Source organism: Lentzea californiensis (genome assembly GCF_024648825.1).
Taxonomy (GTDB): Bacteria; Actinomycetota; Actinomycetes; order Mycobacteriales; family Pseudonocardiaceae; genus Lentzea; species Lentzea californiensis.
Genome location: NZ_JANBBE010000008.1, coordinates 129,871 through 152,796, shown reverse-complemented (window position 1 = coordinate 152,796; position 22,926 = coordinate 129,871). Strand labels below are relative to the sequence as shown.

Here is a 22,926-nt window from a genome sequence, read left to right as displayed (position 1 = left end):
AATATGCAATATATTGGATATGGGTCGCTGAAGGAGCGAGCGGCGGCCGAGATCCGGTCGGCGATCGTGCGCGGTGATCTGGAGCCGGGCACGCCCATCAAGGACGTCGAGCTGGCGGAACGGCTGGGTCTGTCCCGCACCCCGGTGCGCGAGGCGCTCGCCACGCTGACCGACGAGGGTCTCGTCGAGACCAAGCCGCACGCTTACACCCGTGTCACCGCGCTTGAAGCGGAGCCCGTGCACGATGCGCTCGTCGTCGTGCAGACGATGCACTCCCTCGCCATCGGGCTGGCGGTGCCGAAGATGACGGCTGAGGACATCGCCGCGATGCGCCTCGCGAACAAGGCTTTCAAGAAGGCGCTCGACGCCGACGACGCCGGTGCCGCGCTGGCCGCCGACGACGAGTTCCACGCCGTGGCCGTCCGCTGCTGCGGCAATTTCGCGATCACCGCGACCATCGACCGCTTCACGCCGCTGGTGCGCAGGATCGAGCACAGCCGGTTCTCCTCGCCGAACGCACGGCATTCCGTGACGCAGCACCAACAGATCATCGAGGCGTGCGAGCAGGGCGACAAACTGCTGGCCACGACCCTGGTCGACCAGAACTGGAACACGCTGAAGGAGGAACTGTGAACAGATTCCCGCTTCTCTTCGGTCCGTCTCCGGTTCACCGCCTGGACCGCCTCACGGCTCACCTCGGCGGTGCCGCCGTCTGGGCGAAGCGTGAGGACTGCAACTCCGGACTCGCCTACGGCGGCAACAAGACCCGCAAGCTCGAGTACCTCGTCGCGGACGCCCTGGCCACCGGCTGCGACACGCTCGTGTCGATCGGCGGCATCCAGTCCAACCACACCCGCCAGGTCGCGGCGGCCGCGGCCCGCGCCGGCCTGAAGGCCGTGCTGGTGCAGGAGAGCTGGGTCGAGTGGTCCGACGTCGGCAGCGACCGCGTGGGCAACATCCTGCTCAGCCGCATGATGGGAGCCGACGTCCGGCTGGTGGACGCCGAGTTCGGCATCGGCGTCAAACCCGCCTGGGAACAGGCGATCGACGAGGTCCGCGCGAACGGCGGCAAGCCCTACCCGATTCCCGCCGGTGCCTCCGACCACCCGCTGGGCGGCATGGGATTCGCGAACTGGGCCGACGAGGTCCGCCAGCAGGAAGCCCAGCTCGGCGTCTTCTTCGACACGATCATCGTCTGCTCGGTCACCGGCAGCACCCAGGCGGGCATGGTGGCCGGTTTCGCGAACGACACCGACCGCCGCGTGCTGGGCATCGACGCGTCCGCCAAACCCGCGGAGACCCTGGAGCAGATCACCCGCATCGCGCACAACACCGCGAAGCTCCGCGAGGTCACGGTGTCCGAAGAGGACATCCTCCTCGACGACCGCTTCCACGCCGGCACCTACGGCATCGCCGACGAGTCCACGCTGGAGGCCATGAGGCTCGGTGCCGGGCTGGAAGCGATGATCACCGACCCGGTCTACGAGGGGAAGTCCCTCGCAGGGCTCATCCACCTCGTGTCGTCGGGTGAGATCGACCGCGACTCCACGGTCCTCTACGCCCACCTCGGCGGGCAGCCGGCGCTCAACGCCTACAGCTCGCTGTTTCCCGCCTAGGTCACGCCCGCAGGCGCAGTCCCTTCGGGGTGGCGCGGAAACCGGCCTCCTGCAGGACCGTCGCCAGGTGTGAGGTAAGTGCCACCTCCCCATCGGCTCGCTGGACCGCCAGCTGGCCCAGCCAGCCGTCGCGGACAGCCCGGCTCAGGGCGTTCGCGGCGGTGCGCAGGGTCGGATCGTCGTCGGTGAACGACAGCAGCGACTTCCCTCCTCTCTCCACGTAGAGCGCCGGGGTGCCGTCGACGAGCACCGCCAGCGCGCCGGCCTTGCGGGCCGGCCTGTGTTTGCCCTCGCCCAACGGAACCGGCCACGCCAGAGCGGCTCCGTAGGGCTGGGCTGGGTCGGCCGCGGCGAGCACCACCGCGGCCTGGTCGGTCTGCGAGGGCTGGCCGGGCGGCCGCGACAACGCCCGCAGGCGGTCCACCGCGCCCCGTGCCGCGAACTGGGCGGCGCCCAGGCCCTCGACGACGTAACCGCGGATGACCTGGTTCGACTCCTCCATGGCCCGCAGCACCTTGTAGACGCCGCTGAACCCGCCCGTCACGCGTTCGGTGTCGAGAGCGCCCCTCGTCAGCACGCCGTGGCGTTCCAGGAAAGCCTCGGCACGCGCATGCGCCCGGCGGGTCGGGTTGCCGGCCGGGGCCACCGCCAGAGACCAGCGACCGGAGGCCGTCGGCGGACCCGTGCGAGAGGGCATGTCGGGCCGAGAACGCAGCCGGGCATAACGGCCACGCGGAGCGCTGCGGCGGGGTTTGTGCGCCGCGCCGCCACCGGACACCAACGCACGCAACGGTGACAACGTGTCGTTCGTGATCAGCCCCGCCCACACCAGGTCCCACAGCGTGCCGACGACTTCGGCGTCCGTGCACGTCACGGACAGCGAGGCCCGGTCGACCACCTGGCGGAAGAACAACGCCCCGCCGGACAACGCCTCCAGGACCGCGGTGTGCAGCGGCGACTCCGGGATCGACTCCGGCACCAGGTCGGGCAGCAGCAGGTCGGCCACGTCGGCGGGGGCGAGCGCGATCCAGCCGTCGCCACCGGCCAGTGAACCGCAGCCCGTCCACGTCACCTCGCCGGACGCCGTCAGCTCGTCCAGCAGCGCCGGGTAGTAACCGGGCAACCGGGACGGGAGCAGCAGCGACTCGAAGGCGCTCGCGGGCAGCGGTGCACCTGCGAGCTGTTCCACCACCGAGAACACGTCGTCGACCGTCGGTGCTGAACGCAACCGCCGGCCCAGGCCGTGCCACTGCGGCAGGAACCGGCCCAGCGCGGCCGGTTCGACCGGCTCCACCTCGGACCGCAGCCGGGCCAGCGAGGCCCGGCGCAGGCGGCGCAGCACGTCCGCGTCGCAGTACTCGGTGTGCGTGCCGCCGGGACGGAGCTCACCGCGCACCAACCGGCCCGTGGCCGCCATCCGTTCCAGCACACCCGTCACCACGGCCACGCCCAGACCGAAGCGGGCGGCGGGTTCGGAGGCGGGGAACGGCCCGTGGGTGCGGGCGTAGCGGTTCAGCAGGTCGCCCAGCGGATCCGCCACCGGTTCGGTGAACGCCTCCGGCACGCCGACCGGAAGAGCGACGCCGAGCGCGTCACGGACCTTGCCCGCGTCCTCGATCGAGATGCTGCGTTCCTCGCCGGCGATCCGGACGCGGATCACCCGGCGTTCGGCCACCAGTTCGTCCAGCCACTCGCGGGGCACGCCGCGTTCGAGCGCCTCCGCGTCCGAGAGATCTCCGAGGAACCGCAGCAGGTCCGCGGCGTCCTCGGCGTGCCGCGGGCGGCGGTCCTCGGAGAGGCGCTGCAGGCTGCGTTCGACCTCGGCCACGATCTCCGGGTCGAGCAGCTCGCGAATCGCCTCCGAGCCGAGCAGCTCCGCGAGCAGCGTCGAGTCGAGCGACAACGCCGCCGCCCGCCGTTCCGCCAGCGGAGCGTCCAGCTCGTAGAGGAACATGCCCACGTACCCGAAGAGCAGGCTGCGGGCGAACGGCGACGGCGACGGGGTCTCGACCTCGACCACGCGCACCTTGCGCGCGCGGACGTCCGACATCAGCTCCTTCAGGCCCGGCACGTCGTACACGTCCTGCAGGCACTCGCGCATCGCCTCCAGGACCACCGGGAAGCTCTCGTACTTCGAGGCGACCGACAGCAGCTGCGCCGACCGCTGCCGCTGCTGCCACAACGGGGTGCGGCGCTTGGGATCGCGGCGGGGGAGCAACAGCGAACGGGACGCGCACTCGCGGAACCGGGCCGCGAACAACGCCGAGCCGCCCACCTCCGCGACCACGATCTGCTCGACCTCGTCGGGGTCGAGCAGCACGTCCTCCGCGCCCGCCGTCACCTCCACGCCCTCGTGGTCCAGTGCGTCGGGCAGCCGCAGCACGATGCCGTCGTCGGAGTGCGCCGCCTGCACCTCGACACCGCGCTTCTCCCGCAGGCGAGCCGCGATCGCGAGCGCCCACGGCGCGTTGACCTGAGCGCCGAACGGGGAGTGCACGACGAGCCGCCAGTCGCCCAGCTCGTCGCGGAACCGTTCCACCAGAACGATCCTGTCGTTCGGCACGTGCCGCGTCGACTCCCGCTGCTCGCCCAGGTACGCCAGCAGGTTGTCCGTCGCCCACTCGTCCAGACCGGCGGACGTGGCGCGTTCGCGCGCCGCCGAATCCTCCATCGTGGACACTTCGCGCAGGAACTTCCCCATCGCACGGCCGAGTTCGAGCGGACGTCCCGGAGCGTCGCCCTTCCAGAACGGCATCCGCGCGGGCTGACCCGGCGCGGGCACCACGATCACCCGGTCGTGCGTGATGTCCTCTACCCGCCACGACGACGTGCCCAGCAGGAACGTGTCGCCGACCCGCGACTCGTAGACCATCTCCTCGTCGAGCTCGCCGACGCGGGAGCCGGGCCCCTTCTCCGACGGCGGTGTCATCACCGCGAACATCCCGCGGTCGGGGATCGTGCCGCCGGAGGTGACCGCCAGCCGTTGCGAACCGGGACGGCCGCGCAGCTCGGAGTTCACCCGGTCCCAGGTGATCCGGGGCCGCAGCTCGCCGAACTCCTCGGACGGGTACCGGCCCGACAGCATGTCGAGCACCGCGTTCAGCGCCGACTCCGGCAGCCCGGCGAACGGTGCCGCCCGCCGCACCAGCGCCGTCAGCTCCTCGACCGTCCACGTCTCCATCGCCACCATCGCGACGATGTGCTGCGCCAGCACGTCGAGCGGGTTGCGCGGGAACCGCACGGCCTCGATCGCGCCGTCGCGCATCCGTTCCGCCACCACCGCGCACGACACCAGGTCGCCGCGGAACTTCGGGAACATCACGCCCCGCGACACCGCGCCCACCTGGTGCCCGGCCCGGCCGACGCGCTGCAGCCCGGACGCGACCGACGGCGGCGCCTCCACCTGCACCACCAGGTCGACCGCACCCATGTCGATGCCGAGTTCCAGTGACGACGTCGCCACCACGCACGGCAGCCGGCCCGATTTCAGATCTTCTTCCACGGCCGTGCGCTGTTCTCGCGACATCGAGCCGTGGTGCGCGCGGGCGACGGACGCGGTTTTCTGCACCGTCATGCCCGACTGGCCGATGGCCTCGGCCGGGAACGACTCCAGTTCGGTGGCTTCTTCGGCGAGCTCGTTCAACCGCGCGGTCAGCCGTTCCGCGAGCCGCCGCGAGTTCGCGAAGACGATCGTCGACCGGTGCGCCCGCACCAGCTCCAGGATCCGTGCCTCGACCGACGGCCAGATGGAGGTGCGTTGCTCGGCTCCGGCGGCGGAACCCGACACCTCACCCGTCGGCTGGCCGAGCTGCGCCATGTCCTCGACCGGCACCTCGACCTCGACCTGGATGACCTTGGGCGTCTTCGGCTGCACCACCGACACCGGCCGCCCGCCGGACAGGAACGTGCTGATCTCGTCGACCGGCCGCACCGTCGCCGACAACCCGATCCGCTGCGCCGGCCGGTCGAGCAGCGCGTCCAGCCTTTCGAGTGACAACGCGAGGTGCGCGCCGCGCTTGGTGCCCGCCACCGCGTGCACCTCGTCGACGATCACCGTCTCCACACCGCGCAACGACTCGCGCGCCGACGACGTCAGCAGCAGGAACAACGACTCCGGTGTCGTCACCAGCACGTCCGGGGGAGTGCGCCCGAACGCCCTGCGTTCCTCCGGCGAGGTGTCACCCGTGCGCATGCCCACGGTGATCGACGGCTCGGTCAGGTCGAGCCGGTGCGCCGCCTGCCTGATGCCGGCCAGAGGGGCGCGCAGGTTTCGTTCGACGTCCACCGCCAGCGCTTTCAACGGCGAGACGTAGAGCACCCGGCACCGCCGCTTCGGCTCCGACGGCGCGGTGGAGGAAGCCAGCCTGTCCAGCGCCCACAGGAACGCGGCCAGCGTCTTGCCCGAACCCGTCGGGGCGATGACCAGCGCGTGCTCGCCCGCCGCCGCGGCCGCCCACGCACCCGTCTGCGCCTGGGTGGGCGCGGCGAAGGCCCCGGCGAACCACTGCCTGGTCGCCGGGGAGAATGCCTCCATCACGTCCATGGCGACCATCATGACGCCGAGGTCCGACAATTTCTGATTACGCAGGTCCGAGCACCCGTCACGGCCCTCTGTGGCACGATCACCGGGTACGTCCTGCGAGGGGAGCACGGTGCGCGTCCTGTCCGTCGACCTGGGCACCGCCAACACGGTTGCGGTGCTGTCCGACCACGGTGTGGTGGATGTGGACGGTGGGCCCACGATGCCCTCGTCCGTCTACCTCGACGAGGACGGTTCCCTGCGCGTCGGGCGGGAAGCGGACCGGCGTTCGCGCCAGGACCCTTCGCGCTACGAGGCGAACCCCAAGCGCCACATCGACAAGGCGACGATCAAGCTCGGCGAGCAGAACCTGCCGGTCAACGACGCGCTCGCGGCCATCTACGCCCGCGTGCTGGAGGCCGTGACGGCGCTGCTGAAGGGCGAGCACCTCGACGAGATCCGCCTGACGCACCCGGCGGAGTGGGGCCCGAGCAGGCGCAACAAGCTGCTGTCCTCGGCGCGGCTCGCGGGCATGACCGGCGAACTCGTGCCCGTTCCCGAGGCCATCGCGGTGGCCTCGCTCGGCAGCGGCCGCCCGCTCGCCGTCTACGACTTCGGCGCCGACACGTTCGACGTCTCCGTGCTCGACTCCCAGCACCGCATCCTCGCCGACGGCAGCCTCAGCGACGTCGGCGGTCTCGACATCGACCAGGCGCTGCTGGAGCACATCGGCCGCACGGTCTCCCACAAGGACCCGGCGGGCTGGCAGCGGCTGATGCGCCCGGTCACGGTGGACGACCACCGCGCCCGCCTGGGCCTGCGCGAGGAACTGCGCCTCGCGAAGGAGGACCTCTCCGAGCTGCCCCAGGTCGAAGTGCTCATGCCGGAGCCGTTCGAGAAGGTCCTCATCACGCGCGGCGAGCTGGAGGCGCTGATCAGGCCGAGCCTGATCCGCAGCACCGAGGTGCTCATCTCCACGGTCCGCCGCGCCGGCGTCACGCCCGAGCACGTCTACCTCGTCGGCGGCTCCTGCCGGATGCCGCTGGTCGCGCAGATCATCGCGGAGAAGGTCGGCATCGTCCCGACCAACCCCGACCACCCGGAGACGATCGTCGCGTCCGGCGCGCAGGTCGTGGACCGGGCGATGATCACGCTCAAGGCCGAGGACGACAAGCCCAAGTTCGTCGAGCCGCCCACGGTCGTCACCGCGCCGGTCAGCCCCGCCGTGACCGGCCCGCACCCGGTGAACCCGAACGTCAGCGGCCCGAACCCCGTGGTCAGCGGCTCGTACCCCAGCGGGTCGTACCCGAGCGGTTCCTACCCGAGTGGGTCGTACCCGAGCGGCGCGTACTCGGCGAGCGGCAGCTACCCGGTGAACCCGAACACCAGCGGCAGCTACCCGATGAACTTCCCGCAGCAGCAGGCGCCGAAGAAGGACAACAAGAAGGTCCTCATCGGTGCCGGCGCCGCGGTCCTCGTGGTGGCGGGCGTGATCGGCGCGATCTTCGCGTTCTCCGGCCCGAGCCTGCCCAGCGCCGACGAGTGCAAGGACGACACCGCGCAGGACGGCCAGGGCTTCACGAAGTGCCTGCGCCAGCTCGCGGGCACCGTGCCGGACGGCGGCGGCTGCGAGAAGGCCGACTCCGCGCAGATCACCGGCATGGAGGAGATCAAGGGCACGGTCGTGAGCTGCACGATCCGCGACGGCTACGCGGTCCAGTACATCCTCACCGACAGCGTCACCGGCGCGGAGAACAACGCGGCCTCCATCTCGAAGTCGTTCCAGACCGACAGCGTCGAGGCCGACTGGACCGGCAACGGCCTGGAAGGCGACTACCGCGCGGCCACGTCGAGCGGCACCGGTGTGCTGGTGTTCACCGCCAAGGGCCGTCCCATGTTCGGCATCCTCACCAAGACCGCCGAGGAGAACGCGGACGAGCTCAAGGCGGACGAAATGGCCGATTTCTTCGAGAAGTCCGTGCAACCGGGGGAGTAACCGCCCCTGATGGACCTGTCGGCGAGACGTTCGGCCGTGCCACGATCGTGATCATGGTGACCGTCGCGCCGCAGGTCGAACGCGTGCAGCGCAAAGTCGTCCGGGTCCTGACCGGCACCCAGATCCTGGGGTCGGCGGCGGTGACGATCGGCCTCGCGTTCAGCACGCTGATCGCCGCAACGCTGTCCGGGTCCGAGGCCGTCGGCGGGCTCGCGCAGACCGCGGCCGTCGCGGGTGCCGCGCTGCTCGCCCTGCCGGGAGCCCGGCTCGCGCAACGCAGCGGGCGTCGTCCCGCGCTCGTCCTCGGCTACGGCATGGGCGGACTCGGTGCGTTGATCGCCGCCGTCGCCGTGGGCCTCGGGCTGTGGCAGATGTTGCTCGTGGGCCTCCTCCTGTTCGGAGGGGCTTCCAGCGCGAACTACGCGGCTCGTTATGCCGCAACGGATCTGGCGCATCCGCATCGCCGTGCGCGCGAACTCTCCCTCGTGGTGTGGGCGGCCATGATCGGCGCGATCATCGGCCCGAACCTGGCCGATCCCGCCGGGCAGGCGGCCGGCGCACTGGGTCTCCCGGCGGGTGCCGGGCCGTTCCTGCTGGCGGCCGTCGTGCTCGCGGCCGCGGTGCTGGTGATCCAGTTCGGGCTGCGGCCGGACCCGCTGGTCGTCGTGAAGAGCACACGACCGGTTGAATCCGCGGACTGCTGCGCCGGAGGCTCCAGCGGCGAGAGTCCCCGAGGCCTGAAGATCTGGGCGACGCTCGGGCCGATGGCACGACTTGCACTCGTTGGTGTGATGTTGTGCCACACGGCGATGGTCGGGCTGATGTCGATGACGCCGGTGCACATGAACCACGCCGGGTCGTCGTTGCGCGTGGTCGGCGTCGTGATCAGCCTGCACGTCGCCGCGATGTACGCCGCGAGCCCGTTGTTCGGGTGGATGGCGGACCGGATGGGCCGCGTGCCGGTGCTCGCGATCGGCGCGTCGCTGGTGGTGGCGGCGTCCGGGGTCGCGGGAATGGCGCCCTCGCACGACGCCCCGCAACTCGCCGCGGGACTGGCGCTGCTCGGGTTCGGCTGGTCGGCCGGACTCGTGGCGGGGTCCGCGTTGCTGACGGAGTCCGTGCGGGTCGACGACCGGCCCGCCGCGCAGGGGCTGTCCGATCTGATGATGAACGTCGGCGGCGCCATCGGGGGAGCGGTGGCCGGGGTCGTCGTGACGGCGTGGTCGTACGCGGCGCTCGGGCTGATCGTCGGGTTCACCGCGCTGCCGCTGCTGGTCGTGTGCCTCTTCGCATCGCTGCGCAGGCCCGTTCGTTAGGGTCTCCCGGTGCGCATCACCATGTTCCGCAAACTCATGTCGGGGGAGTTCGGCCAGGTCAGGGCCGAGATGATCGCCCGTGACCACGTGCTGTCGGCGCTCGGCGGCCGTACCGCCGACGAGGCGCTGGAGGCCGGAACCGGGGCCAAGGAAGTCTGGATCGCGATCTGCGAAGCGTTCGATGTTCCGGAAGATCGCCGCTGAACCAGGCGCCGGGAGTGTCGCGTGTGCTCGAACACGTGTTCGGCTACAGTGGCTCCGACCCCCGGCTTCGCAGAATTGTCAGACCCCGCCAGTAGCGTCAGGTCCAACATGACGAAGCAACGGCAGACGACAAAAGGTGGACCCAAGATGGCACCCGCAGCACCCGACCGGGACAAGGCGCTCGAGCTGGCCCTGGCGCAGATCGACAAGCAGTTCGGCAAGGGCTCCGTGATGCGCCTCGGCGAAGAGGGCCGTGCCCCGATCGCCGTGATCCCGACCGGCGCGATCGCCCTGGACGTGGCGCTCGGCATCGGTGGCCTGCCGCGCGGCCGGGTCGTCGAGATCTACGGTCCGGAGTCGTCGGGTAAGACGACGGTGGCGCTGCACGCCGTGGCGAACGCGCAGAAGGCCGGCGGCATCGCGGCGTTCATCGACGCGGAGCACGCCCTCGACCCCGAGTACGCGAAGAAGCTGGGCGTCGACACCGACGCGCTGCTGGTCTCCCAGCCCGACACCGGTGAGCAGGCGCTCGAGATCGCGGACATGCTGGTCCGCTCCGGCGCGCTCGACATCCTGGTCATCGACTCGGTCGCCGCCCTCGTGCCGCGCGCCGAGATCGAGGGCGAGATGGGCGACAACCACGTCGGTCTGCAGGCCCGCCTGATGAGCCAGGCGCTGCGCAAGATCACGGGTGCGCTCAGCAACTCCAACACGACCGCGATCTTCATCAACCAGCTGCGCGAGAAGATCGGCGTGATGTTCGGCTCCCCGGAGACCACGACCGGTGGTAAGGCGCTGAAGTTCTACGCCTCCGTGCGTCTGGACGTGCGCCGCATCGAGACCCTGAAGGACGGCGGCGAGCCCGTCGGCAACCGCACCAGGGTCAAGGTCGTGAAGAACAAGGTCGCGCCGCCGTTCAAGCAGGCCGAGTTCGACATCCTCTACGGCAAGGGCATCAGCCGCGAGGGTTCGCTCATCGACATGGGCGTCGACCAGGGCATCCTGCGCAAGTCCGGCGCCTGGTACACCTACGAGGGCGACCAGCTGGGCCAGGGCAAGGAGAACGCCCGCAAGTTCCTGCTGGACAACCCGGACATCGCGAACGAGGTCGAGAAGCGCATCAAGGACAAGCTCGGCATCGGCGCCACCCTCGACGCCGACGAGACGGTTCCCGTCGCGCCGGTCGAGTTCTGAGGTCGTGAGGGTTGGACGAGGCTGAGGAGCAGCGCAAAGCGCGGGACATCTGCTACGCGCTGCTCACCGCTCGGGCCCGCTCCCGGCAGGAGCTGTACGACGCCCTGCTGCGCAAGGAGATCAGTCCCGGTGTGGCCGAGGTCGTTCTCGGCAAGTTCGACCGCGCCGGCCTGATCGACGACGCGCAGTTCGCCGAGATGTGGGTGCGTTCCCGTCACACGTACAACGGCCTGGGCCGTCGCGCCCTGGTCATGGAACTGCGCCGCAAGGGCGTGGCGGACGAGGTGGTGGCCGAGGCCGTCGCCGCGGTCGACAGCGAGGCCGAGGAAGAACGTGCCCGCGAGCTCGTCCGCAAACGTCTGCGCACCCTGTCCGGCGTAGACGAGACGACGAAGATCCGCCGTCTCGTAGGTGCGTTGGCGCGCAAGGGTTATGCGGAAGGCCTCGCCTATCGCGTGGTGCGCGACGAACTGCGCGCCGCGGGGGCCGAGGCCTCGGCGATGGACGAGCCCTGGTCGTAGGCCAGGGCCGGTCCCGTTCGAGGTGCCGTAACCGATCACGCCGCTTGGGTGGTTGGCTCCGAGTAGCCTGAAAAGCGTGAGCACTACTCCCGACGCGCCGTCAGTCGTGACCCCCACGGTCTCCGACCTGCTCTGCTTCGACCTCTACACGACGTCGCGAGCGGTCACCGGCTTCTACCGCCCGATCCTCGACAAGGCGGGCATCACCTATCCGCAGTTCCTGGTGATGCTGCTGTTGTGGGAGAAGGACTCGAGGCCGATCCGGGAGCTCGTGCACGAGCTCGACCTGGAGTACAGCACGCTCTCGCCGTTGATCAAGCGGCTCGAGAAGAGCGGTCTGCTGGTGCGCGTCACGCACCCCGACGACGAGCGTTCCGTGCTCGTCCAGCTCACGGACAAGGGCCGTGACCTGCGGTGGATCGGCGCCGAGATGTTCAACCAGCTCGGCAAGGCGCTCGGCATGACCCTCGAGGAGATCACCATTCTCCGCAGGGCGCTGAACCGGGTGAAGCACGGCGCAGAGCGTCAGTGAGCTGAAACACATCGCGTGCGAGGTAACTCGTCGGGTAACTTACATCGTGCACGACCTAATCGAGCGCGATGAACCACCGCCACGGTGGCCGACGAGAGTGAGAGACCAATGCGAGTTCGCAAGGTGTTCGCGGTTCTGGGGACGCTCCTGGCGATGGCCGCCGTTGTTCCGTCCGGTGCCGGTGCGGCGGAGGACACGCAGAAGCAGGGCACCAAGAAGCCGACCATCGTGCTGGTGCACGGCGCGTTCGCGGACGCGTCCAGCTGGAACGGTGTCGTGGAACGCCTGCAGCGCAAGGGATTCCCGGTCGTGGCGGTGGCGAACCCGCTCAGGTCCGTCACCGGTGACGCGAACTACCTGCGCCAGGTGCTCGCCTCCATCGAGGGGCCGATCGTCCTCGCCGGACACTCCTACGGCGGCATGGTCCAGTCGGCCGCGGCGCTCGGCAACCCGAACGTGAAGTCGCTCATCTACGTCGCGGCGTTCGCACCGGAGAAGGGCGAGAGCGCCCTCGAACTGTCGAACAAGTTCCCCGGCAGCACCCTCGGAGACACGCTGTCCACCATCGACATCGGTGACGGCAGCAAGGACCTGACGATCCAGCAGGACAAGTACTGGCAGCAGTTCGCGGCTGACGTGTCCCGCAAGGACGCGACGCTGGCGGCGGCGACACAGCGACCGATCAACGACACCGCGCTGACCGAGAAGGCCGGCGAGCCCGCGTGGCACGCCGTTCCGTCGTACTTCGTGGTGGCGGGCAAGGACAAGAACATCCCGATCGCCGCGCAGAAGTGGATGGCCGAGCGCGCCCACGGCCGTGCGGTCGTCGAGGTCAAGGAAGCCTCGCACTCGGTGGCCGTGTCGCACCCGGACACCGTGGCCGACCTGATCGTGCGCGCCGCGCGGTAGTGGGAAAGACGAAGAAGCCGGGACGCGGGCAGGGGCGTCCCGGCTTCTTCGCGTTCAGGGCTTCGCGACCTCGCAGCCGGGAAGCGACAGGCTCAGCTCGGTGCCGGGGCCGAAGCAGGCTACGAAACCAAAGGTCTGCTGGCCGTAGTTGGTGCCCTTGCGTACGGTGATCTTGCCGCCGGCGTCGACCTCGCACGGGTTGTTCATCGTGCAGCGCCCGCCGCTCTCGTTGCCGGTGTTGTTGACGCCCACGACCTTGCCGCTCGCGTCGTCGATGATCGGCGAGCCCGACGTGCCGCCGATGGTGTCGCACGACGGCGTGTAGCGCAGCGAGTCGTGCCAGGTCCAGCTCGCTTCCTTGACCTGGTGGACGAATCCGTCGATCCGGCAGGAGTAGATCTTCTTCCAGTAGCCGGAGGCGATCCGGATCTCCGCCTTGGCGACGGGACGCGTGGCCGACAGTTCGAGCGCGCGGACACCGTGCTGCCGCTGGATCTGCTGATACGTCTTGTCGAGGCGGTAGAACGCGGCGTCGGTGCCGGTCATCGTCGCGTAGACGAGTCGGGTGCTCTGCAGCGTCGAGATCTCCGCGCCGGAACCGTCGAGCAGCTTGAACGTCCGGTCCGCGGGCTGGTCGACGTGCACCTGTCCCGCCTTCATGAGCTCGACGCAGTGCCCGTTGGTGAGCACGAGCGCCTTGTCCGCGGGGCGCGAACCCGGCAGACGGACAAGCGATCCGGAGCAGTTGCTGAGTTTCACCGTGCCGGTGAAGTCGACGGCGGCCTGCGCGGGCGGCGTTGCCACTCCCAGTGCGGCGATCACGGTCAGCAGGGTTGTGGCGAGTCGTCGTGCCATGTACGGATCGTAGCCACTCGGCTACCTTCAGGAGTCAGCCGACTGGCCGTTCGTAACTCGATCGGGTGATGCAATCGGGTGGGGCTAACGGGTGAAGCGGACCGATCGACGTCGTGGTCACACATCGCAACCGCCGGGAGCCTTCATGACCTATCCGACGCCGCCCGTCTACGCCGAGCATCCGATCGCACCTCAGAAGCCCACGAAGTTCGGTGCGCTCGCTTGGACAGCGGTGATCCTCGGGATCGTCGGCGTCGTCTGCTCGTGGGTCATCTTCCTGAACATCCTCACCGCCATCGCGGCGTCCGTCGGGATCGTGCTCGGCGTCATCGCGTTGTTCGGCACCCGCAGGATCCTGGCGATCATCGGCGTCGTCCTGTGCGTCGCGGCCATCACCTTCACCGTGATGGCGACGCAGGCCGCGGTCGAGATCCTCGACGGCACCACCAACCAGGGACAGGTCGTCGATGCCGGGCAGACCCCGAAGCAGGAGGCGCTCGCCCAGAACCCGACCTGGGGCAAGCGGTACTCGTGGGCGAACGGCCTGTCGGTCGACGTCGCCGCGCCGGTCGCGTGCACGCCCGGCCAGTTCTCGGCACCGCAGAACATCGCCCGTGCGGTGAAGTTCGAGATCACCATCACCAACGGGACGAGCGCCGCGTTCGAGACCGCGTTGATGTCGATCGGCACCGACGCGCAGTTCAACGGGCAGAAGGCCCAGATGGTGTTCGACTCCAGCGGCGGCTGCGACAGCACGTTCGACTCGGCGACCGTCCTGCCGGGCAAGGCCTACACCTTCCACGTCGCGTACTCGGTCGGTGCGCAGCCCGGTGAGATGCAGCTCGTGTTCGAGCCGACCTTCAACTCCGACAAGGCTGCGTTCGTCGGCCAGGCGTAAACCGTTCGCTCGCGGGCGCACGGACGGGATACAAATCGGGGCATGTTGCGCAAGTACCCGCGAACGCCCCACCTCGAGGGCTCGCGCCTGCAACCAGGCGACGAGGACCTCGACCAGGTGCCGTTCCGCGCGATCGCGGGGCGGCACCTCGTCGTCGAGGAGAAGCTCGACGGTGCCAACGCGGGCATCAGCTTCGACTCCGCCGGTGTGCTGAAACTCCAGTCACGCGGCCATTTCCTGGCAGGCGGGCCGAGAGAACGGCAGTTCGCGCCGCTGAAGGCGTGGGCCGCGACGCACCAGGGCGTGCTGTGGGAGCGGCTCGGCACGCGGTACGTGCTCTACGGGGAATGGTTGTACGCCAAGCACACCGTGTTCTACGACGCGCTGCCGCACCACTTCTGCGAGTTCGACCTGCTCGACCGGACGACCGGTGAGTTCCTGTCCACACCGGAACGCCGTCGCGTGCTCTCGGGTACGCCGGTGGTGTCCGTGCCGGTGCTGCACGAGGGGCCGTTGCGCCGCTTGAGGGACCTGATCGCGTTGCTCGGGCCGTCCACGTGCCGCACCCTTCGGTGGCGTGACGCGCTGGTCGACGCGGCGCGGGCGGCGGGGCAGAACCCGGAAGTCGTCGTCGCGGAAACGGATTCGGACGACGACATGGAAGGCCTCTACATCAAGGTGGAGGAGGGCGGGCGCACGGTCGAGCGCTACAAGTGGGTGCGGCCGACGTTCCACACCGCCGTGCTGGACTCGGGCAGCCACTGGCAGGACCGCCCGATCCTGCCGAACCAGGTGGTGGCCCGTGTTTGAACAACTCTGCCCCACTGGACCACAGTGGACTCTCGACTGGGACGCCGTGCGCTCGGCGTTCCCGTGGGTGCGCGCACTCGAAGGCGTGCCGCAGGACCCCGTGCACCACGCCGAGGGTGACGTCGCCACGCACACCCGGATGGCGTGCGAGGCCTTGGTGTCGCTGCCCGAATGGTGGTCGCGTCCCGAGGCGGACCGAGTGCGCCTGTTCGCGACGGTGCTGCTGCACGACGCCGCGAAGCCGTTCCGCACGCAGATCGCTGACGGCCGCGTCACCGCGCACGGACACTCCCGCGCGGGAGACCTGCTGGCGCGCAAGCTGTTGTGGGAGATGGGACGCCCGATCGCCTGGCGCGAGCACGTCGCCGCGCTGGTGCGGCACCACCAGGTGCCGTTCTGGGCGCTGGAACGCCCCGACCTCGACCGCATCGCGTTCCGGGTGAGCCTGCTCGCGCGCAACGACGACCTGGCGACGCTCGCCCGCGCCGACATCCTCGGCCGGGTCTGCGGCGACGCCGACTCGGTGCTGGAGAACATCGCGCTGTTCGAGGAGTACTGCCGCGAACGCGACTGCCTGGACCGGCCGCGTGCCTTCCCGTCCGGCCACGCCCGGTTCCAGTACTTCCGCACGCCCGGCCGGGACCCCGGCTACGCCGCCTACGACGACACGCGCGTCGAGGTGACGGTGCTGTCCGGCCTGCCGGGCGTCGGCAAGGACCACTGGATCGCCACCCACCGGCCGGGCTGGCCGGTGGTGAGCCTCGACGCGGTGCGCTCGCGACTGGGCATCGCACCCGACGGTGACCAGCGCGCTGTGTCCGCCGCCGCGTTCGAGGAGGCCCGAGTGTTGTTGCGGGCGGGGGAGCGGTTCGTCTGGAACGCGACCAACATCTCCCAGCAACTCCGAGAGCGCTGCATCGGCCTCGCCGCCGACTACCGCGCCCGCATCACCCTGGTGGGGCTCGAAGCACCGAGGAACGTGATCCACGCTCGCAACCGCGCCCGCCCGGAGCCGGTGCCGGCCACCGTGATCGACCGGCTCGTCGGCAAGTGGGAGGCGGTCGACCCCACCGAGGCGCACGTCGTCGAACGGGTGGACACGGCACTGCCCTCGACCCGTTCTTGAGCCCCGGCGGAGCCTCCTTCGGAGGCCTGGCTTGGACGGCGCTACAACCGACGAGTCGCTGGCTGCGTGAGCGTTCACCATGATTATGTCAACCTGACATCACTCTGACCTGTGGCTTAGCAATGGGTCTTTTGACGACGTCGTCAAAAGACCCATTGCTAAGGGGCGACGGATGCGTCCGGCGGGCAGGCGGAGGGCCCGCCGGGCACTGACACATCGGTTGGCGAGGGCGGCAGCCGATATGTCAGTGAGCGTCAGCGGCGATGTTCTCCGTGGTGGCCGACTGCTCGTACCAGCCAGAGGGTGCCCGCGGCGGCGACCACCAGGACGGCGATGCCGGTGAGGAAGCCGACGCTCGTGGACGAGTCGTCGGTCGGTGGCGGGCTGCTGCTGGCCTTCGGCTGGGTGAGAGCCGGGATGTCGGTCATCTGCAGCGAGTTCGCCTTCACCAGGCCGGTGCTCTCCAGCAGGAGCATGTGCTTGAGCAGGACGGTCAGGGCGGTCTGGGCCGCGATGCGCGCGGGGACGTTCCTGGTCGTCGCGCGGGCGTGGGCGACCTGGTTGATGAGCGAGCCGTCGGCGGCGCGGGACAGGTTCGCGTACATGCTGTCCAGTTCCTCGCCCGAGCTGGACGAGATGGCGTTCGCCCACGACTTCTGCTCCGTCGTCGGTTCGGAGGGAAGGTCCACGCCGATCTGGCGGGCGGCCTCCGTGACCGACTGGGCCAGCTGCGTGTGCTCGGCGGCGAGCTGGCCCGCGACCTTGCGGACCTTCGCGTCGTGGGCCCGGTTGGAGCTCTCACGACTGGCCGGTTTCTGCCACAGCGAATGCCGGGTCAGCAGCACGAGCAATTCACGGTCGGACGGTTCGATGTTCTGACCGATGACGCGGACCGCGTTCACCTGTGCCTTGGCGGTCACCAATTCGAATGCGGACGGGTCGGCCTTGCCCGTGTTCTCCAGGACCGTCATTGTACGAATCAGCATCTGCGAGGCTTGGTGAGCGAGTGTACGAATTGTGGTGTTCTGCGTTGTCGCTCGCGTTTGCACCGCCATTACGAGAAGGCCGCCCTGCGCTTGCCGGACGATCGTCGCGTAGGCGCGGTCGTGGTTGTCCCCGGTGCGTCCTGCCATCTCATCGATGAGTGACTGGTGTTCACTGCTGACGTCGTTCGGCAGAACCACCCCCAGTCCTTCGGCGGATTTCAGGAGATCGATGTCGAGTCGTGAATGCCCTTCGAAAACGTCCCGCCCGGCATTACTTGTGCCAGTGTCCGTGGAACGCGCCGGGGCTTCTTTGCTCACCGGCACCAACCAAGAGTTCGCTTGCCTCAAAGAAACCATGAACGAGCGGTCTGACTGTTGTACTTCTGTCGATTGCGCATTAGCTGGGACGGCTCCGATGAAAGCCCCCAGAAATACGACAGACAGGATGGTGAACAGCGCTACGTGCTGTCCCAGCGTGTCCAATCGGTAACGCATAGTGCCCGTTCCCTCCCGCGATCGAGCTGCCTTCGAAGGTGATACGCGCAGGTGAGGTCGGGGTTCACGGGGCATGCTCAGACATGTATGTGACGTGCATCACATAATGAATTGCGAACCTTTCGGTCCTGATTTACGTACCCGAGGGGTTTTCGTGTTCACGATGTAGTATCTGGGCGATTCCATGCTCGGCCGCCGAGTCGCTAGGACCGCCACCCGAAGCGAACCTGTCGCCGATATCTGGGGAGGTTGTCAGCTTCATGGTCGATCAGGGCAAGGTCGCACAAGCCCACCAGGACGAAGAATTGCTCACGTTGCTCTACGGGCAGTTCCAGCGGATGTTGTTCTCGCAGGTCCTGTGCCTGACCAACTACGACCGCCAGTGGACGGAAGACGTCGTCCAGGAGACGTTGATCAGGGCTTGGCAGAACTCCGCGCACCTCGTTCGTGAACCGGGTATGTTGCGCGGCTGGCTTTGTACTGTGGCTCGTCGCATTGTGATCGACGGATGGCGGAGCCGGCAGGCGCGCCCGCAGGAAGTCGAATTGTTGCGTCCGGACATCGCCGAATCTCCGGACGACACGGAACAGACACTTTCAGTAATGGTCATTACTGATGTGGTACGCCAATTGAGTGACGAACACCGTTCAGCGATCTACGAAACGTATGTCATGGGTCGAACGGTGAAGGAGGCCGCGATCGTTCTCGGCATCCCGGAAGGAACCGTCAAGTCCCGGTTGTACAAGGCGATGCACACGATCCGCCGGGCACTGCAGGACAGGAGCTAGTGATGGTGACCCGTCAACCACATCACGAGCACGCGGGAGCAGGACCAGACCGAGATCAGGACGACGACGAGAACCGCACGAGCCCGGAAGGGCCGTGCGGTGATGTGGCGGCGTATGTGCTGGGGGTGCTCGACCCAGCACAGCACGTGAGCTTCTCCCGGCACCTAGCCGGGTGCGAAGACTGCCGGAGCGACGCGGCCGACTTCGGCCTGTTCGCTCCGGTGTTGCGGCCGGCGTTGACCGGAAGCCCACTCGGCATGCGCGAGCCGTGTGCGATCGTCCGCAGCATCCTGCTGGTGGCGGCGGGCGTCGTCGTCGCCATCGCAGCGGTGCTGTCGGTCGTCGACTCGCTGGCCTCGCACTCGGACAACCCCGTCGACACCGGCGCTCTCACTCGCGCGGAATCTGTCCACGCCGAGAGGTTTCCGCTGGTGGGACCCGTGTGAACCCTGGCGGGAGCCGATGAGCAGGCAGGCGAGGCGGAACCATCCGCGCACCAGCCTCGCGAAGATCATCGCGTTGCACCCGCTCACCACTGCGAACAGCTCACAGTTCCGTTGGTCGTTACCTGTGGGTAAGTTTGCCCGACGACGAAGCGCAGGTCTCTACGGTCGGCACCGAAGGAACACCGAAACCTTCGACCTGCGGTCCTCTCGGTACCGAAGGCAGGGGTAGACAGAGGTGACATCTCCACTACTCGGCCGGGACTCGGAACTCGCGACTCTCGGACGTTTGCTGGACGACGCCGTCCAGGGAACCGGCTCGTGCGTCGTCGTCACCGGCGGGTTCGGCATCGGCAAGACGGCGGTGCTCGACGCGCTCGCCGCCGACGCCCGCGCACGCGGGTTCACCGTCCGTCTCGCCAAGAGCGCCCGCCTGGAGAGCCACCTCCCCGGCGCGGTGGTGCGGCAGCTCGCACCGTGCCTCGCGAACGAGCACGACCTGGAAGAGCTGTACGCTCGCGCCGCGAACTCCGCGCGCAAGGGACCGATCCTGATGGTCATCGACGACGTGCACGTCGCCGACACCTTCTCCAAGCGCGCGCTCGCGTACCTGCGCCCACGGCTGCAGGAGATGCCGGTCGTCATCGCGCTCGGCGCGTCCCAGGGCTACCTCTCCACGGACGAGGTCACGCTGCCCGAGATCGCCGGCGCCCACCCGAACCGCCTCGACCTCGCCGGCCTCGACGTCACCGCCGTCGAAAGCCTCACCGAGAACCTCCCTGGCCGGGACGCGAAGCGCTGCCACGAGCTCACCGGCGGCAACCCCTATCTGCTGCAAGCCTTGCTGCGCGAGGAAGGCGAGGGTTCGGCCGCGGTCGGCGAGATGATCGGCATGCGGCTGCGCGAGTACACCGGCGCCGCCGAGGTCGCCCGGTCCGCGGCGGTCCTCGACGGCGACGCCGGTCTGGAACTGCTCTCCGCTCTCACCGGTCTCGACGCGCTGCCCGCCGTCGACATGCTCGTCCGCCTCGGCGTGCTCGCCGACACCGACCCGCTGACGTTCCGGTATCCGTTCGTGCGCAACAGCATTCTCGCCGACATGCCGATCGCGGTCCGTTCCGCCGCGCACGCCCGCGCCGCCTGGTTGCTGTTCGAGTCGGACGCCCCGGACGAGCGCGTCGCCGAGCACGTGCTGAAAGCCAGGTCCGTGCGCTTACCTTGGTCCGTCGACCTGCTGCGCGAGGTCGGCGGCGTCGAGCACCTGGAACGGGCGCTCGAAGAACATCTGTCCGAAGAGGACCGCCTGGCGATCGTCGTCGAACTCGGGCACACGGAACACCTGCGGGACAACGCACTGGGCCGCGACCGGGTCCGCGACGCACTGGTGAGGTGCGAGGACCCGCACCTCGCCGCGAACGTCGCGCTGGCGTTGATCCAGCGCATGTGCACGGGTTCGGACGCGCACTTCGCCGTCTCACTCGCGATCATGGTCGTCGCCCGCCTGCTGCCGGAAGACCGCGACCTGGTCTGGAACCTCGTCTGCACCACCTATCTGCTGGCGGCCAACCGCGACGCGCACATGGCCAACTGCGCGGGCAAGTACTTCGAAGATCTCGTCAGCGACGTCCCGCAGGACCCGAACCTCAAGCGTGCCCGGTCCGCGTTGCTCGCGGTCGGCAACGCCCGCAGCGGCGACTCGTACTCCGAAGCCGTCGAGTACGCGCTGGAGGCACTGGACGGTGAGTGGATCGACGCCTTCGGCGCGTCCTACATCTTCACGTTCCTCGTGCCGGTACTTGGCGACAACCCCGGGCACATCAACAAGTTCTGGCGCTCGCACAGCACCGCGCCGGTCTCGCACGACCCGCACCTGCGCCGCGGGATGCTCAGCATGATCGCCCGCGCCTGCGCCTTCCACAACAGCGGCGACCTGGCGCGCGCGTACACGTTCCTGACGCCGCCGGTCTCGACGGGCAACGTGGAGTGCCCGGCCGTCGTGCTCGCGACCGCGAAGCTCGCCGAGGTCTGCATCGAGATGGGCCAGTTCGACGAGGCGGCCCCGCTCGTCGCCGAGGACGGCGACCTGTTGCAGCACATCAACATCGTCTACGCCCGCGGCCGGCTCAAGCTCGCGTCGTGCCACGCGGAGGGCGCGCTGGAGGACCTGCTGGAAGCCGGCCGCAGGCTCACCGCACGCGAGATGCCCAACCCCGCGCTCATCGCGTGGCGGCACCACGCCGTGCGCGCGTACCTGGCGCTGGGCAACCGTGACGACGCTGCACGGCTCGCGCACGAGGAACTCGACCTGGCCAAGCGGTGGGGGTCGCCGAGGGTGATCGGCACGGCGTTGATGAGCGTCGGCATGAGCACCGACGACATCGACGTCCTCACCGAGGCCGAACAACTCCTCGCCTCGTCACCGCACCGCCTGCTGCACGCCCAGTCGTTGTACTGGCTCGGTCACCACCTGCGCCGCAAGTGCCGGACCGACGAGGCCGCAGCCCACCTGCGGCGGTCGTTCGAACTGGCCCGCCAGCTGAGCGCGCACCCGCTGGCCAAACTCGCGGGCAACGAGGTCCGCCACGAGGACGACCAGGTGCAGGGCCTGACCAAGCAGGAGAACCGGGTGGCGCGGATGGCGGCGCAGGGCCTGACGAACCGGCAGATCGCCGAAGCCCTGCACCTCACCCGTCGCACGGTGGAACTGCACCTGTCGAGCGCCTACCGCAAGCTCGGCATCACGGGACGAGCTGAGCTCGTCGCCGCCTTGTGGTCCTGACGGCGACGAACTGGGTCACCCGAGCTGTGACGCCTCGCGGGCAAGGGTCTCGATGCGGTCCCAGTCGCCCTGCACGAGCGCGTCCTTGGGAGCCAGCCATGAGCCGCCAACGCAACCGACGTTCGACAGCGCGAGGTAGTTCGGCGCGGTCTGCGGGGTGATGCCACCGGTCGGGCAGAACCGCACGTGCGGGACCGGGCCGCCGATCGACTTCAGGTAGTCGACCCCGCCCGCCGCCTCGGCCGGGAAGAACTTCAGCGCGGTCAGCCCGCGCTCGGCCAGCCGCAGCACCTCGGACACCGTCGCCGCGCCCGGCAGGTACGGCAGCCCGGTCGCGTCGGCCGCGTCGAGCACCCGGTCGGTGGTGCCGGGAGTGACGAGGAACGCCGCCCCGGCCTTCGCCGCCTGCTCCGCGTGCTCCGGTGCCGTGATGGTGCCCGCGCCGATCACGATCTCCGGGACCTCGCGCGCGACGTTCTCGATCGCGGCCAGCGCGGCAGGGGTGCGCAGCGTGAGTTCGATGACGCGAACGCCACCGCGCAGCAGTGCCTGGGCGAGCGGCACCGCGTGGTCGGCGTCGTCGACCACGACGACGGGGATGACTGGCGACAGGCCGAGGAGGTCCGCGCCGGTCGTCACCCGAAGATTGTCACCGTTGGTCACTGCTGCTCTCCTTGCCGAACTGGGCCGAGTCTTGGGCCGGGTGTGGAACCGAAACCGATATATCGCATATCAGTCTGCCTGCCGCCGCACCAGCCGTCCTTACGTCTGTCGGTCTCGCGCCTGCTGCCCTCAGTCGGATGCAAAAAACGTTTGCGGACGAAGTCAAAGACTCATTGCAATGGCATCCGGGCAGGTGGCACGGGCGGTCGCGGGACGGGCTGGGCGGTGATGCCGGCGCGGTCGGCGGGCGGCGTTGGCGGACTGTGTTGTCGGGCT

The 22,926-nt window shown here is 69.1% G+C and carries 19 protein-coding genes; 15 read left to right on the top strand and 4 right to left on the bottom strand.

The genetic code is table 11. The annotated features are described in order from the left end of the window. The first annotated feature begins 3 nt into the window (after positions 1-3). Positions 4-633 (top strand): GntR family transcriptional regulator, encoded by a 630-nt coding sequence (locus LX88_RS27470; RefSeq protein WP_258950679.1) that lies wholly within the window; start codon positions 4-6, stop codon positions 631-633. Continuing rightward, a complete protein-coding gene (locus tag LX88_RS27465) occupies positions 630-1,616 on the top strand; it encodes a 1-aminocyclopropane-1-carboxylate deaminase (RefSeq protein WP_258950678.1) in 987 nt (328 codons plus the stop codon). The genes LX88_RS27470 and LX88_RS27465 overlap by 4 nt, the downstream gene beginning before the upstream one ends. Position 1,617: 1 nt before the next feature. Here the strand turns inward: LX88_RS27465 and LX88_RS27460 are convergent, their stop codons facing one another. Next, positions 1,618-6,159 carry an ATP-dependent helicase gene (locus LX88_RS27460; protein WP_372511430.1) on the bottom strand — a complete coding sequence of 1,514 codons (4,542 nt, stop codon included), beginning with the start codon at positions 6,157-6,159 and terminating at the stop codon, positions 1,618-1,620. Between the two features lie 109 nt (positions 6,160-6,268). On the opposite strand from LX88_RS27460, the gene LX88_RS27455 reads away from it, so the two are divergent. The 7 genes from LX88_RS27455 (at position 6,269) to LX88_RS27425 (ending at position 12,807) form a co-directional block, all read left to right on the top strand. Further along, on the top strand, positions 6,269-8,131 hold the full coding sequence (locus LX88_RS27455; protein WP_258950677.1) for an Hsp70 family protein: 1,863 nt from the start codon (positions 6,269-6,271) through the stop codon (positions 8,129-8,131). Positions 8,132-8,184: 53 nt separating this feature from the next. After that, the gene (locus LX88_RS27450; protein ID WP_258950676.1) at positions 8,185-9,447 is read left to right on the top strand and encodes an MFS transporter; all 1,263 of its coding nucleotides are present in this window, start codon (positions 8,185-8,187) and stop codon (positions 9,445-9,447) included. Positions 9,448-9,456: 9 nt separating this feature from the next. Further along, positions 9,457-9,651 carry a DUF3046 domain-containing protein gene (locus LX88_RS27445; protein ID WP_258950675.1) on the top strand — a complete coding sequence of 65 codons (195 nt, stop codon included), beginning with the start codon at positions 9,457-9,459 and terminating at the stop codon, positions 9,649-9,651. A 147-nt stretch (positions 9,652-9,798) separates the two neighbouring features. Then, complete coding sequence (recA, locus tag LX88_RS27440) at positions 9,799-10,845, top strand: recombinase RecA (RefSeq protein WP_090073224.1); 1,047 nt, start codon at positions 9,799-9,801, stop codon at positions 10,843-10,845. An 11-nt stretch (positions 10,846-10,856) separates the two neighbouring features. Continuing rightward, complete coding sequence (locus LX88_RS27435) at positions 10,857-11,366, top strand: regulatory protein RecX (protein ID WP_258950674.1); 510 nt, start codon at positions 10,857-10,859, stop codon at positions 11,364-11,366. Between the two features lie 76 nt (positions 11,367-11,442). After that, entirely contained in the window at positions 11,443-11,898 is a 456-nt protein-coding gene (locus LX88_RS27430) for a MarR family winged helix-turn-helix transcriptional regulator (protein WP_258950673.1), read from the top strand. A 108-nt stretch (positions 11,899-12,006) separates the two neighbouring features. Continuing rightward, complete coding sequence (locus LX88_RS27425) at positions 12,007-12,807, top strand: alpha/beta fold hydrolase (protein ID WP_258950672.1); 801 nt, start codon at positions 12,007-12,009, stop codon at positions 12,805-12,807. Positions 12,808-12,861: 54 nt separating this feature from the next. Here the strand turns inward: LX88_RS27425 and LX88_RS27420 are convergent, their stop codons facing one another. Beyond that, positions 12,862-13,662: a S1 family peptidase gene (locus tag LX88_RS27420; RefSeq protein WP_258950671.1), complete on the bottom strand. Its 801-nt coding sequence runs from the start codon at positions 13,660-13,662 to the stop codon at positions 12,862-12,864. 145 nt (positions 13,663-13,807) lie between these two features. On the opposite strand from LX88_RS27420, the gene LX88_RS27415 reads away from it, so the two are divergent. Genes LX88_RS27415 through LX88_RS27405 form a run of 3 tightly spaced genes read left to right on the top strand, consistent with a single transcriptional unit; the run spans position 13,808 to position 16,496 of the window. After that, on the top strand, positions 13,808-14,560 hold the full coding sequence (locus LX88_RS27415) for a hypothetical protein (RefSeq protein WP_258950670.1): 753 nt from the start codon (positions 13,808-13,810) through the stop codon (positions 14,558-14,560). 42 nt (positions 14,561-14,602) lie between these two features. After that, on the top strand, positions 14,603-15,370 hold the full coding sequence (locus LX88_RS27410; protein ID WP_258950669.1) for an RNA ligase family protein: 768 nt from the start codon (positions 14,603-14,605) through the stop codon (positions 15,368-15,370). Beyond that, entirely contained in the window at positions 15,363-16,496 is a 1,134-nt protein-coding gene (locus LX88_RS27405; protein ID WP_258950668.1) for an AAA family ATPase, read from the top strand. The genes LX88_RS27410 and LX88_RS27405 overlap by 8 nt, the downstream gene beginning before the upstream one ends. A 254-nt stretch (positions 16,497-16,750) precedes the next feature. On the opposite strand, the gene LX88_RS44840 is transcribed toward LX88_RS27405, so the two are convergent. Beyond that, positions 16,751-17,977 (bottom strand): DUF4142 domain-containing protein, encoded by a 1,227-nt coding sequence (locus LX88_RS44840; RefSeq protein WP_504928587.1) that lies wholly within the window; start codon positions 17,975-17,977, stop codon positions 16,751-16,753. A gap of 260 nt (positions 17,978-18,237) precedes the next feature. Between LX88_RS44840 and LX88_RS27395 the strand changes: the two genes are divergently transcribed. The 3 genes from LX88_RS27395 to LX88_RS27385 all read left to right on the top strand — a co-directional run bounded on the left by LX88_RS27395 (position 18,238) and on the right by LX88_RS27385 (position 21,987). Further along, positions 18,238-18,765 (top strand): sigma-70 family RNA polymerase sigma factor, encoded by a 528-nt coding sequence (locus LX88_RS27395; protein ID WP_258950666.1) that lies wholly within the window; start codon positions 18,238-18,240, stop codon positions 18,763-18,765. Between the two features lie 2 nt (positions 18,766-18,767). Continuing rightward, positions 18,768-19,211 carry a zf-HC2 domain-containing protein gene (locus LX88_RS27390; RefSeq protein WP_258950665.1) on the top strand — a complete coding sequence of 148 codons (444 nt, stop codon included), beginning with the start codon at positions 18,768-18,770 and terminating at the stop codon, positions 19,209-19,211. A 235-nt stretch (positions 19,212-19,446) separates the two neighbouring features. Then, the gene (locus LX88_RS27385) at positions 19,447-21,987 is read left to right on the top strand and encodes a helix-turn-helix transcriptional regulator (protein ID WP_258950664.1); all 2,541 of its coding nucleotides are present in this window, start codon (positions 19,447-19,449) and stop codon (positions 21,985-21,987) included. Between the two features lie 15 nt (positions 21,988-22,002). Here the strand turns inward: LX88_RS27385 and eda are convergent, their stop codons facing one another. Continuing rightward, positions 22,003-22,626: a bifunctional 4-hydroxy-2-oxoglutarate aldolase/2-dehydro-3-deoxy-phosphogluconate aldolase gene (gene eda / locus LX88_RS27380; protein WP_258950939.1), complete on the bottom strand. Its 624-nt coding sequence runs from the start codon at positions 22,624-22,626 to the stop codon at positions 22,003-22,005. Positions 22,627-22,926: the final 300 nt, after the last annotated feature.

What these genes read in the sequence shown, in the direction of transcription:
- LX88_RS27470 (WP_258950679.1), top strand. Translation starts at nt 4, where the DNA reads ATGCAATATATTGGATATGGGTCGCTGAAGGAGCGAGCGGCGGCCGAG.
- LX88_RS27460 (WP_372511430.1), bottom strand. Translation starts at nt 6,159, where the DNA reads ATGGACGTGATGGAGGCATTCTCCCCGGCGACCAGGCAGTGGTTCGCC.
- LX88_RS27450 (WP_258950676.1), top strand. Translation starts at nt 8,185, where the DNA reads ATGGTGACCGTCGCGCCGCAGGTCGAACGCGTGCAGCGCAAAGTCGTC.
- recA (WP_090073224.1), top strand. Translation starts at nt 9,799, where the DNA reads ATGGCACCCGCAGCACCCGACCGGGACAAGGCGCTCGAGCTGGCCCTG.
- LX88_RS27425 (WP_258950672.1), top strand. Translation starts at nt 12,007, where the DNA reads ATGCGAGTTCGCAAGGTGTTCGCGGTTCTGGGGACGCTCCTGGCGATG.
- LX88_RS27420 (WP_258950671.1), bottom strand. Translation starts at nt 13,662, where the DNA reads ATGGCACGACGACTCGCCACAACCCTGCTGACCGTGATCGCCGCACTG.
- LX88_RS27415 (WP_258950670.1), top strand. Translation starts at nt 13,808, where the DNA reads ATGACCTATCCGACGCCGCCCGTCTACGCCGAGCATCCGATCGCACCT.
- LX88_RS27410 (WP_258950669.1), top strand. Translation starts at nt 14,603, where the DNA reads ATGTTGCGCAAGTACCCGCGAACGCCCCACCTCGAGGGCTCGCGCCTG.
- LX88_RS44840 (WP_504928587.1), bottom strand. Translation starts at nt 17,977, where the DNA reads ATGCGTTACCGATTGGACACGCTGGGACAGCACGTAGCGCTGTTCACC.
- LX88_RS27395 (WP_258950666.1), top strand. Translation starts at nt 18,238, where the DNA reads ATGGTCGATCAGGGCAAGGTCGCACAAGCCCACCAGGACGAAGAATTG.
- LX88_RS27390 (WP_258950665.1), top strand. Translation starts at nt 18,768, where the DNA reads ATGGTGACCCGTCAACCACATCACGAGCACGCGGGAGCAGGACCAGAC.